The organism is Brevibacillus sp. FW306-2-1A-C05A (assembly GCF_058781555.1).
Genome location: NZ_JBYSWV010000001.1, coordinates 280810 through 292053, shown reverse-complemented (window position 1 = coordinate 292053; position 11244 = coordinate 280810). Strand labels below are relative to the sequence as shown.

Below are 11244 nucleotides of genomic sequence, written 5' to 3'. Positions count from 1 at the left end.
GCGCCCAATGTTGCGCCAGACGACGCGTCAGGCCGACAGCCTCGTCTGCCGCTTGCTCCGCAGCCATTTGACTACGTCGATTTCGGCAATCAGCACGCTGACTAAGACGAGCGCTGCGCCGATATACCCGCGCACGGTAAGGATTTCGCCCGCGAACAAAAACGCAAACAGGGCGGCGAAGACAGGCTCCAGCGAAAAAATCAGCCCGGTATGCGTCGGCGTCGTATATTTTTGCGCGACAGTCTGGACGACGAAGCCGATCGCGCTGCACAGGACGCTGAGAGCGAGCACGGCGACCCAGCCTTCTGCGGAATGCGGCAGGGCAGGCGATTCGAACAAACAGGAAAACAGCAGGCCGAGCAAGGCAGTAAAACCGAGCTGGTAAATGCCGAGTTGAATCGTGTCCGAAAACGAAGCCCATCTGCCCGTCACGGTGATGTGCGTCGCGTAGCAGAGCGCTCCGGCGATGCACAGCAAATCCCCCTGGCTGATGTGCAACTCGGAACTGAGCGTCAACAGGCCGATCCCGACCATCGCCAGTCCGGCGCCGACAAATACGCGCTTTTCCGGCCGATTGCGCAGCAGGATGGACAGCAGCGGGACGAAGATCACCGTCAGGCTGACCAAAAATCCGGCTTGCGAAGCGGTCGTCGATTTGACGCCGTTTGTGACCGTGGCAAACACGCCGAACAAAATCGTGCCGAGAATAAAGGCGTGGCCGAGCGTCTTGCGACTGGTGCCGCGCAGCCGCCTGTGAAAAATGGCAGCCGCGAGAACGAAGGCAATGCCGAAGCGGATGGCGATCAGGTTGAAGGTTTCCAAATCCTTCAGCCCCATTTGCATGAACAAATAAGAAGATCCCCAAAAAAGGGTAACCAGAAGCATTGCCAGATCGGCTTTTACTTGCGGTTTCATTTCCAGCCTCCTTGCCCGCATGAAACAGGCTAACCATGAAGAAATCGCGTTGCGTCATCCTCAGTATAAGAGTATTGTTTGAATAAGAAAAATGAATGTTTATCATGCTTTTCATGAAAAGATTTAATGAAAAAGAAAGGAGGCAAAGCGACGTGAGTCTCGGCAAGTACGAAGTGTTTGTCACCGTCATCGAATCGGGGAGTCTGACAAAAGCAGGAGAAATGCTCGGCTTGACGCAGTCCGCCATCAGCCACGCCCTCGCCAGCCTGGAGCGGGAGTTCGGTTTCTCGATCCTGACGCGCGGGCGCTCCGGTATCAGCCTGACGAGCAACGGCGAGCGGCTGCTGCCGTACATGCGGGAAATGTTGCGGGCGCAGGAGCGGATGCAGCAGGAAGTGTACGCGATCAATGGCATGGAGGTGGGGACGGTGCGGATCGGGACGTTCACCAGCGTATCCACGCAATGGCTGCCAGGCATCCTCAAACGGTTTCAGGACTTGTATCCCGCCATCGAGGTCAAGCTGTTCGAAGGCTACTACGACGGAATCGAGAGCTGGATTCAGACGGGCGAAGTGGACATGGGCTTCGTCTCGCTGCCGACGACAGAAGACCTGGAGTCGATTCCGTTGAAAAAAGACCAGCTATACTTGCTCGTCACAGACGAACACCCGCTCTATCAGGAAGAGCGGGTGCATGTGAGCCGCCTGGCCGAAGAAACGTTCATCATGCCGAAAGAAGGCTGCGACAACGACATTCAGCGCTTGCTTGCGCAGTATCAGCTACAGCCGCGCGTCAAGTACGAGGTAGGGGACGACCACGCGATTATCGCCATGGTGCAAAACGGGCTGGGCATCAGCATCCTCCCGGAAATGATCCTGTTTTGCCTGCCGCCCAACATCCGCATGATTCCGCTCGCGGGCGAGCATTACCGTTCGCTCGGCGTGGCGGCGACGTCGTTTAGCAAGCAGTCGCCCGCAGCCAAACGCTTTTTGCAAGTCGTGACCGAGTGGGTGCGCGAGCAAGGGTAGAAAGACGCGGGTCACGACGACAAATCCCGCTCGGCAGGGACGGAGGCGGGCGTTTTCCGCCAAAACGGCACGTACAAAAGCGAAAAGAGCGCGACAGCAACCCCTTCCAGCGAGAGGATGTACCAAGGATACGGCCCCAAAAAGTCGATGAGGCTCGGATTGTCCGGCTTGCGCGAGACGAAGAGATAGTTGCCGCCTGTCCAGGCGTTCGCGACGAGCGCCACAACCAGAAGCGCGTTGAGAAACCCCATCGTTTTCAGCACGGAGCGAAAAGTCGGGCGACAGCCTTCCACCCACGTCATGTACAGGCAGGCGAGAATAATCCCGGCATGGGCGACAAAAAAATGCACAAAGCGAAAGTGCGGGAACGGATAAAACAACTCGGGCGTAAGCAGTGCCTGGGCTGCGCCGCCGATCCCGGCAAAAAAAGCGATCTCGTACACGCGATAGCTTCTGGCAAGCAGCATGATGACAGACAGCAGGAGCGTGACGCTGCACAGTTGCAAAGGCAGCGTATAGGCAGCCGACCAGCTATCCGTCAGCACATGCCAGAGTTGAAAAGCCACCTCGGACAAGAGCAGCACGCCAGCCAAAGCAAACCGAAAGGCGCGCTTGGCCGCAGGTGCTTGCAACTGGCGGCGAAACAGGTACAAAAGCAGCAGCAGGCCAAGGGTAACCGCGAGAGCCAGCAGGTGCGGGAGCGAGAAAAGCTGAAAAGGCTCCTCGGAAATGGTCAACGAAAAAGAAGGCGAGTTCATCTGATCCTCCCTGGGGGATGTTGGTTCGGCGCAAGCTGTAGGGGCCTGGCGGAAAGGCTTTCGCAAGCTTCTATGTATAATTGAGAGAATTCACGAAATTTTAACACAAGCTTGCTTGGCGGATATCAATCATCGGTTATAATGTAACTAGACTAACGTACATCATTGAGAGGAGATATAGTCTTGAACTTGGTGCTCACGGAAAAACAGTGCAAATCTTGCCAGGCTCGCTTGACAGATTACGAGATCGAGAACAATGGTGCCCTTTGCATGGATTGCTACAAGGAAGAACAAAGCGAGCAAAAGTAGCAGCACGACGCAAGTCAGCATGTTGCCACACACTATAGATAGAAGTCTGACGCATCATGACCCTCTCCAAGCGAGAGGGTTATGATTTTTCGAAAAAACCATTGGAGTCATCGCCCCAATGGTTTTTTTCGTGGCCAAAAAAGCTACGCTTCCCAAACCGATGCGGAATCTTTGCCCCTAATGGTATGCTGCGGGGTGCCAAAGCCGTGCAAAGTCGTATTGTGATGGGCGATGATGTCGGCTGCCTTGAGGGCGGGGGAGTCTACGGTGGAGTGGCAATCGCTGACGAGTGTCACATCGTAGTTCAAAGAAATGGCGCTTCTGCACGTCGTATCCACACAGTAGTCGGTTTGAAAGCCAACGACGATCAGCTTTTCAATGGACATCGATTGGAGCTTGTCGTGCAGGCCTGTTTCGTAGAAAGAGTCTGGCGCTGTTTTGTGAACCACCGGATCGGTTTCTTCCGGCTTGATGGAAGCGGGAATTTCCCAGCCTGGCGATCCGAAAACCAGTTCATCCGCTTCATGATGCTGCACGTAGATAACGGGAAGTTCGCGTTCTCTCGCCTCCGCGATCAGGCGTTTGATCCGCTCGACGATTTGTTGTCCCTGGTAGCAGTGTTCTACGAGCAAGTTTTGTACATCGACGACGAGCAAGGCAGTTTTCTTCATCCGACAGTCATCCTCCCCACGTATCATGAATCTCTCTCATTATAACGGACAGGCATGAACATGGAAGAGAGGGAATGAAAAAACTGGAAAAAAATCTCGCGTCGGCGAAGCGTCTATTCCTCTGGCAACGGAATGATTAGCTCCATCCGGCGGCTGCCGTCCTTCGCGCTCACTTCAAACAGGATCAGCATGAGCGTGCTGTTCGGTTCGGCTTTTTTCACCTTCACGGTTTGCGTGAAGTCGCCCCATTCCGGAGCTCCGGCAGAGGTTTGGAAAAAGCCTTCCGTCAGCTCGTTGTGCCCGTCTTCCACGACGTAGTTGACGACGGCTTCGAACACTTGCGCCTGCCCTTTTACTTCAAATGTATCCTCCCCTGTTTTTTTCACGGTGACATTGCGAAAAATATCATTGGCATAGACGGTTTCTTTCGTTTCCGGCTGCTCGGCAGGCGGCTGTTCTGCCGGAGTCTGCGGCTGGGCAGGGGCTGGCGTTTCCGGCTGCGTGACAGGCGGATTTTCCTGCGCAGGCGGAGCGCTCGTGCAGCCTTGCAACAGACCGACTGTCAACAAGACGAAAAGAAGCTTTTTCATAGTATCCCTCGATTCTGTCGAGATTGTGGGTGGAGCTGTTCACTTGGTAAGACGTAAAAAAGCCGTACGGTGTTACAAACTACTGGTCATACCACTTCGAATCTGTGCTAAAATGGGGAGGTAGCAGTAACCACTATTCCTAGAAAGCTGGTCTGATAAGAATGGTACAACAAACATTTCGCACGGAAAAAGACTTTCTCGGTGAAAAGGAAATTCCCGTAGATGCCTACTATGGCGTGCAAACGATGCGGGCGACAGAAAACTTCCCGATTACCGGGTATCGTCTTCATTCTTCCCTGATTATCGCAATGGCAATGGTCAAAAAAGCGGCGGCCCTTGCGAACATGGAGGTTTCCCGTCTGAATCCGCGACTCGGCAATGCGATTGTGGCAGCCGCGCAGGAGATCATTGACGGAAAATGGCACGATCAATTCATCGTGGACCCCATTCAGGGCGGTGCGGGAACATCCATTAACATGAATGCGAACGAAGTGATCGCCAACCGCGGTCTGGAGCTTATCGGAGAGAAAAAAGGAGATTACTTCCATCTCAGTCCAAATACACACGTCAACATGTCGCAGTCGACCAACGACGCTTTCCCGACGGCGATCCACATCGCGACGCTCGATTTGCTGGAAAAGCTGCTCGTGACCATGGAGACAATGCATGACGCTTTTGGCCAAAAAGCAAAAGAGTTCGATGACGTCATCAAGATGGGGCGCACGCATTTGCAGGATGCCGTTCCGATCCGTCTCGGCCAGGAGTTCGAAGCGTATCGTCGCGTGCTGGAGCGCGATATCAAGCGGATCAAGCAATCCCGCCAGCACCTGTACGAAGTGAACATGGGGGCGACTGCTGTCGGGACAGGCCTGAACGCCGACCCGCGCTACATTACCACCGTGGTCAAGCATCTGGCGGAAATCAGCGGCTTCCCGCTCGTCGGGGCGGAGCATCTCGTAGACGCTACGCAAAACACGGACGCGTACACAGAAGTATCCGCAGCGCTGAAAGTATGCATGATGAACATGTCCAAAATCGCCAACGACCTGCGTCTGATGGCATCCGGACCGCGTGCGGGACTGGGCGAGATTTCGCTGCCAGCGCGCCAGCCAGGCTCTTCGATCATGCCGGGCAAAGTCAATCCGGTCATGGCAGAGGTCATTAACCAGGTGGCATTCCAGGTAATCGGAAACGACCACACCATTTGCCTCGCTTCCGAAGCAGGTCAACTGGAGCTGAACGTAATGGAGCCGGTGCTGGTCTTCAACCTGCTGCAGTCGATCAGCATCATGGACAACGCATTCCGCGCCTTTACGCGCTATTGTCTGGAAGGAATCGAGGCAAACCGCGAGCGGATGAAAGAATACGTAGAAAAAAGCGTAGGCGTCATCACAGCCGTCAACCCGCATCTCGGCTATGAAACGGCTGCCCGCATTGCGCGCGAAGCGATTTTGACCGGAAAATCGGTGCGCGAGCTGTGCTTGCAGTACAACGTCCTGACGGAAGAAGAGCTGGACCTGATTCTCGATCCGTTCGAGATGACTCATCCGGGTATTGCTGGCGCTTCCCTGTTGGATCGCGAATAATCGTAAAACGGAATGTGTGCAAAAACTCCCGCCCTTGTCTGAAACTGACGAGGCAGCGGGAGTTTTTTTGTACAGATAAGAATGGATAAGATTGTTGTCCAGTATAAAGGCAACTAAAGCTGCGCCAATCGCTTGGCACAGCCAAGTTTTCTAGTCGACACACAATTGTTTCGCGGGAGAGCTTGCGACCCGCCCTTTGTCAAAGCTTACGGAGTGCCAGCCTGCTTTTGCGGCAACTGGTCCAGGCTTTTAAATTCGTAGCCGCGCTTGCGGGCCTCGTCGATGATGGACCCGAGCGCATCTGCGTTGTCCTTGGAAACAGAGTGCAAGAGAATCACGGCTCCCGGATGCAACTGGCTCATGACGCTGTCAAATGCGTACTTCGCCCCGCGCTGCACTTTTGTATCCCAGTCCTTGTAGGCGATCGACCAAAATACGTTCGTATAGCCCAGCTCCTTGCTGACGGCGAGTGTGCGGTCGCTGAAAATGCCTCTGGGCGGACGCAGGTAACGCATGTTCGCCTGTCCGGTCACTTTGGCGACTGCCTCGCTGACCCGTGTCAGCTCCTCCTTGATTTTTTCGTTGGACACGGTCGTCATATCCGGATGGCTCCAGGAGTGGTTGCCGATGAGATGGCCTTCTTGCGTCATCCGCTTCAACAGTTCAGGCTGTTCCTTGACGTAATGGCCCGTCACAAAAAAAATCGCGGGCACTTTTTTCGCTTGCAGCGTGTCCAGGATCGCCGGGGTAAAGCCGTTTTCATACCCGTTGTCAAATGTCAAATACAGCTCTTTTTTCGACGTGTCTCCCAAAAAAACAGCGCCGTGCCGATCTACAATGCTTTTGAAGCCTTCTTCGTTGATCGAAGGAAGCTGTCCATTCTTGCTTTTTTTGAAGCCGAAATGGTATGGATGGTCCTGATGGGCGACAGCCGCATGCAGCGGCAGGGTGAACGCCAAAAGCAGAATGGCGCCAACGTGAAGCAGCTTTTTGTAGCGTGGTTTCATCATTCTGGCACTCCTTTCCTATCCCAAGTCATGACGGTAGCACGGACGTTTCCATCCAAAGTTTGTCCAGTCCCCTTGCAAATATGTAACGAGCAGGGCGGGAAACGGGGACGGCAAGTTGGGTAAAACTTGCGCGGCGGAAAGGGACAGTGAACCATGCCAGGCAAAAGACGTTTGTCATATAGTATCAATGTCGACGGAAAAGCCGCTGACGACAGGCATGTCATCATCCGTTACCAGGAGGTGTAGTCATGGATTGGTTGAGGTATTTGCGTGACGCTGTTGGTGAGGACGAATATATTGAAGAGATCGAAGTCAAGGTAGAGTACGAGGACGGCACCAAGAAAAAGTGGATCTTCTCCAAAAATCAGGACCCGGTCCTGGAAGACGACGACGATGAAGAGGACGAAGACTGATTTCTTGCTAAATACGAAAAAAAGATACGCTCGCCAAGGAGGCCACTGAAGAACTTAGGTTTTGCCGGTGATCTGAGATTTTTGTAAAAAAATAAGCGACACCTGTTCCGTTTTTCCTGACAGGTGTCGCTTTTTTGTTACTGCATTTCCCTTTTTTTAGTCCGCCAATTTCAGTATACGCTTGAGATTAACCGCGAATATCGCCATAGCGCCTTGCAGCTCCATACCTAACAAGTTCGAGGATGTAGCTACATCATACCCGTGCCTATGCTTGAGTTCGCTATTCTTGGCTTCAATTCACGTTCATGCCCGCTGCCTTGCTTTTCTCAATGAGTGCCTGGAGTTGCTTGCCGTCGCTTTTTTCTCCTGTCGTAACCACGGCCGCCGTTATGATCCGTTCCTCGGTCAAGGCGAGATGTGTCTTGTATCCAAAGAACGAGGAATCCGCACTTTTGTGGCCAACTCGCGCGTCCTGATCTTCTGAAATTCGCAATTGCTCCACGTCATCTTCGACGGTTTCTTGGAGCAGATTCAACGGTTCCGTAATTTTAGGCAACTGGGCGATGTCAAGCCGTGTCTGTGTGACAGTGGCCTCTCGCCAAGGCGTATCTTTTTGCTTTCCAAATCTGCTATCATGAAACATATTTTACAAAGATGAGGCAGGTAGGGGCAATGAGCTTTTCAATCAGCCAGCAAATGATAAAAGAATGGTGTGGCCGACTCTCCTTTGAACGGGGAAAAGCGTTTTACCGCTCGCAAAAAGTGAGCATCGACCACTTCCAGCCCGAGCCTGCCCGCGTCCGGGCCACCGTGCGGGCGGGCAGCCACGACTATCGGGTGATGCTCGAACTGGATGAGGCAGGGCTCGTGGCGGCGTGTAGCTGTCCGACGCTGCATTCGTATGAACAATACTGCCAGCATATCGCGGCGGCTCTTTTGGCAATGCGCGATCTGTCAGCGGACGATTTGGCGCCACAGGCGAGCCGGGGGACGCGTTTACCGGGTGCGGACGGCTCCGCCGCAAGCGAAGCGCAACTGACGCAGGGCATTTTCGATCTGTTCGGCAAGCCGCGTCCGCACAGTATAGGCACGCGAAAAGCGCTGTTCGACCAGCGAGCGTTGCTGGAGCTGGAAATCATTTGCAAAGTGATACCGTATGGCTTTCGCAAATCGGTAATCGGGCTTGAACTGAAGCTGGGGCCGAAGCGGCTGTACGTCGTAAAAAACATTCGCGAGTTTTTGAAGCGGCTGGAGAGCAGGCAGCCGACCGTCTTTTCCGCGCATTTTACTTACGACCCGGAAAGCCACCGCTTTTTGCCCGAGCAGGAGGCGATTCTCCAGGAGCTGATCCGCGTGTTCCAGCATGAAAAGCTGTATCGGGAGACGGCTGGCTACGGCTATCAGGAGCCAAAGCCGGTGGGGACGGAGCGCACGTTGATTTTGCCGCCGTTTGCCTGGGACAAGCTGTTCGATTTGCTCGGGCAGGCTCCCGGTGTGCGCGTCCAGCAGGGCGAGCGCACGTATGAGCAGTTTCAGGCGCAGACGGGAAAGGTGCCGCTGCAGTTCGCCTTCGATGCGGGGGAGCGCGAAAACGAGTATCGGCTGACAGTGGACGGGCTTGCCGAGCTGACCGTGCTGGAGGCGTACGGGTTTGTCCTGCACGGCGGCGTCTGGATGCGGCAGTCCGCTGACGCGTGCAAAAGTCTCGCGCAGCTCAAGCAGATGCTGGAGGCGCATCAGCGCGAGGACATCGCGGTTCCGCAGGAGAAAATGGAGTCGTTCATGACCAGGGTCGTCCCTGGGCTGATGAAGCTGGGCAGCGTGCAGATCGCGCAGGCGGTCGCCGATCGGATCGTCCAGACGCAACTGCAGGCTCGGCTCTATTTGGACCGGGTACGGGAGCGGCTGTTGGCCGGGCTGGAGTTTCAGTATGGCGACATCGTCATCAATCCGCTGGCAAAAGAGACGAATGGGCAACAGCGCCGCAACGATCAGATTTTACTGCGCGACGGCGAGCGGGAGCAGCGCATTTTGGAGCTGATGGACAACAGCGCGTTCACCCGGACCGAAGAGGGGTATTACCTTGAAGACGAGGAAGCCGAGTTCGAGTTTTTGCACCAGACCGTCTCCGAGCTGGAAAAATGGTGCAAGGTGTATGCGACGACGGCGGTCAAGCTGCGGCTGCACTCCTTGCACGCGCCGCCCAAAGTGAAAGCCGATGTGAACGAGCGGACGAACTGGCTGGAGGTTCGCTTCGATATCGAAGGCTTTCCGCCCTCCGAAATCAAACAACTGCTGCAGGCGCTGGAGGAAAAGCGCAAATATTACCGCTTGCCGACAGGAGCGCTGCTGCCGCTTGATACAAAAGAATTTGAACAGATCAACCGGTTCCTGGATGAGCTGGGGATTCGCCAGGCGGAATGGATCGGGAACGGCTTTGCGCTCCCGGCCTTTCGCGGCTTGCGCTTGCTCGATTCGTCCCAGCCGGGCAAGACGGTGCAGTTGGGCAAGGCGCTGCGGAGCTTTTTGGAAAATATGCGCAACCCGGACAATCTCGACTTCCACGTTCCGGACACGATGCAGCCTGTGCTCCGCGATTACCAGAAGTTCGGCTTCCAGTGGCTGATGACGCTCGCCCACTACGGCTTCGGCGGCATTTTGGCGGACGATATGGGCCTTGGCAAAACGGTGCAAAGCATCGCGTACATCCTCGCCAAGCTGCCGGACATTCGCCGCGAAAAGCAGCCGGTGCTGATCGTCTCGCCTGCGTCGCTTTTGTACAACTGGCGCAACGAGCTGCACAAGTTTGCTCCTGAGCTGAGCGTGCGCGTCGTGGACGGCAGCAAGGAAGAACGGAACCAGGCGCGAAAGGAAGCGGGAGATGCCGATGTGTGGATTACGTCTTATCCGCTGCTGCGCAGAGATTACACGGAGTACGCCCAGCGCACGTTCCATACGCTGATTCTGGACGAGGCGCAGGCGTTCAAAAACTATGCGACACAGACGGCGCAGGTCGTGAAGCGCATTTTTGCCAAGCACCGCTTTGCCTTGACGGGGACGCCGATCGAAAACAGGCTGGAGGAACTGTGGTCGATCTTCGACGTTGTGTTTCCACAACTGTTTCCCGGGCGCAAGGAATTTCAGGATTTGCCCCGAGACGCCATCGCCAGGCGTGCGCGGCCGTTCCTTTTGCGCAGGCTGAAAACCGAGGTGCTGCGTGAGCTGCCGGAAAAAATCGAATCGCTGCAAGCCACCGAGCTTTTGCCGGAGCAAAAAAAGCTGTACATCGCGTACTTGGCGCAGTTGCAGCAGGAGGCCGCCAAACATTTGCACGAGCGCACCTTTGACAAAAACCGGATCAAAATATTGGCCGGCTTGACCCGGCTTCGCCAGCTTTGCTGCCATCCTGGCCTGTTCGTGGAAGGCTACGAAGGCAGCTCGGCCAAATTCGAGCAACTGCTGGAAGTGCTGGAGGAATGCCGGAGCGCGGGGCGGAGGGTGCTTTTGTTCTCGCAATTTACGGAAATGCTTTCGATCATCGGACGAGAGCTTGGGGCTTACGGCGTCCCGTTTTTTTACCTGGACGGCAACACGCCAGCCGCCCGGCGCATCGAGTTGTGCAACCGATTTAACGACGGAGAGGGCGACTTGTTTCTCCTGTCTTTAAAAGCCGGGGGAACAGGCTTGAACCTGACCGGAGCCGACACCGTCATTTTGTACGATCTGTGGTGGAATCCGGCTGTAGAGGAGCAGGCGGCGGACAGGGCGCACCGCATCGGGCAAAAAAACGTCGTCCAGGTCATTCGGCTGGTCGCGCAGGGGACGGTAGAGGAAAAAATGTACGAGCTTCAGCAAAAGAAAAAGCATTTGATTGAGGAAGTCATAGCGCCAGGCGAGGAAGCGATCTCCTCCATGAGCGAAGAAGACATCCGGGAAATATTGATGATCGGCTAAAGCGGCCCGA

9 protein-coding genes and 1 pseudogene are annotated in these 11244 nt (G+C 55.1%); 4 read left to right on the top strand and 6 right to left on the bottom strand.

Annotated features, from left to right (window positions below; translation table 11 throughout):
- Positions 1 to 27: 27 nt before the first annotated feature.
- Positions 28 to 915, bottom strand: a complete 888-nt coding sequence (locus AC3WJN_RS01520) for a DMT family transporter (RefSeq protein ID WP_005831071.1) — start codon at positions 913 to 915, stop codon at positions 28 to 30.
- 152 nt (positions 916 to 1067) lie between these two features.
- Here AC3WJN_RS01520 and AC3WJN_RS01515 point away from each other — a divergent pair, with 152 nt between their 5' ends.
- Positions 1068 to 1943 (top strand): LysR family transcriptional regulator, encoded by an 876-nt coding sequence (locus AC3WJN_RS01515; RefSeq protein WP_005831073.1) that lies wholly within the window; start codon positions 1068 to 1070, stop codon positions 1941 to 1943.
- 11 nt (positions 1944 to 1954) lie between these two features.
- On the opposite strand, the gene AC3WJN_RS01510 is transcribed toward AC3WJN_RS01515, so the two are convergent.
- The 3 genes from AC3WJN_RS01510 to AC3WJN_RS01500 form a co-directional block, all read right to left on the bottom strand.
- A complete protein-coding gene (locus AC3WJN_RS01510) occupies positions 1955 to 2701 on the bottom strand; it encodes a YwaF family protein (RefSeq protein WP_005831075.1) in 747 nt (248 codons plus the stop codon).
- Positions 2702 to 3153: 452 nt separating this feature from the next.
- Entirely contained in the window at positions 3154 to 3681 is a 528-nt protein-coding gene (locus tag AC3WJN_RS01505) for a cysteine hydrolase family protein (RefSeq protein ID WP_007779097.1), read from the bottom strand.
- Between the two features lie 113 nt (positions 3682 to 3794).
- The gene (locus tag AC3WJN_RS01500; protein WP_007779095.1) at positions 3795 to 4271 is read right to left on the bottom strand and encodes a Gmad2 immunoglobulin-like domain-containing protein; all 477 of its coding nucleotides are present in this window, start codon (positions 4269 to 4271) and stop codon (positions 3795 to 3797) included.
- A gap of 161 nt (positions 4272 to 4432) precedes the next feature.
- On the opposite strand from AC3WJN_RS01500, the gene aspA reads away from it, so the two are divergent.
- Positions 4433 to 5857, top strand: coding sequence for an aspartate ammonia-lyase (gene aspA / locus AC3WJN_RS01495; RefSeq protein ID WP_007779092.1), 1425 nt, complete (start codon positions 4433 to 4435; stop codon positions 5855 to 5857).
- A 206-nt stretch (positions 5858 to 6063) separates the two neighbouring features.
- Here the strand turns inward: aspA and pdaA are convergent, their stop codons facing one another.
- The gene (gene pdaA, locus AC3WJN_RS01490; RefSeq protein WP_005831081.1) at positions 6064 to 6864 is read right to left on the bottom strand and encodes a delta-lactam-biosynthetic de-N-acetylase; all 801 of its coding nucleotides are present in this window, start codon (positions 6862 to 6864) and stop codon (positions 6064 to 6066) included.
- Positions 6865 to 7115: 251 nt separating this feature from the next.
- Here pdaA and AC3WJN_RS01485 point away from each other — a divergent pair, with 251 nt between their 5' ends.
- Entirely contained in the window at positions 7116 to 7280 is a 165-nt protein-coding gene (locus AC3WJN_RS01485; protein ID WP_007779087.1) for a hypothetical protein, read from the top strand.
- A gap of 156 nt (positions 7281 to 7436) precedes the next feature.
- Here AC3WJN_RS01485 and AC3WJN_RS01480 read toward each other — a convergent pair.
- A pseudogene (locus tag AC3WJN_RS01480) lies at positions 7437 to 7845 on the bottom strand (transposase); the annotation flags it as partial.
- A 107-nt stretch (positions 7846 to 7952) separates the two neighbouring features.
- Between AC3WJN_RS01480 and AC3WJN_RS01475 the strand changes: the two are divergent.
- Positions 7953 to 11234 carry a DEAD/DEAH box helicase gene (locus AC3WJN_RS01475; protein ID WP_005831083.1) on the top strand — a complete coding sequence of 1094 codons (3282 nt, stop codon included), beginning with the start codon at positions 7953 to 7955 and terminating at the stop codon, positions 11232 to 11234.
- Positions 11235 to 11244 lie beyond the last annotated feature (10 nt).

Coding starts and splice junctions, on each gene's coding strand:
- AC3WJN_RS01520 (WP_005831071.1), bottom strand. CDS start 915: ATGAAACCGCAAGTAAAAGCCGATCTGGCAATGCTTCTGGTTACCCTT.
- AC3WJN_RS01510 (WP_005831075.1), bottom strand. CDS start 2,701: ATGAACTCGCCTTCTTTTTCGTTGACCATTTCCGAGGAGCCTTTTCAG.
- AC3WJN_RS01505 (WP_007779097.1), bottom strand. CDS start 3,681: ATGAAGAAAACTGCCTTGCTCGTCGTCGATGTACAAAACTTGCTCGTA.
- AC3WJN_RS01500 (WP_007779095.1), bottom strand. CDS start 4,271: ATGAAAAAGCTTCTTTTCGTCTTGTTGACAGTCGGTCTGTTGCAAGGC.
- aspA (WP_007779092.1), top strand. CDS start 4,433: ATGGTACAACAAACATTTCGCACGGAAAAAGACTTTCTCGGTGAAAAG.
- pdaA (WP_005831081.1), bottom strand. CDS start 6,864: ATGAAACCACGCTACAAAAAGCTGCTTCACGTTGGCGCCATTCTGCTT.
- AC3WJN_RS01485 (WP_007779087.1), top strand. CDS start 7,116: ATGGATTGGTTGAGGTATTTGCGTGACGCTGTTGGTGAGGACGAATAT.
- AC3WJN_RS01475 (WP_005831083.1), top strand. CDS start 7,953: ATGAGCTTTTCAATCAGCCAGCAAATGATAAAAGAATGGTGTGGCCGA.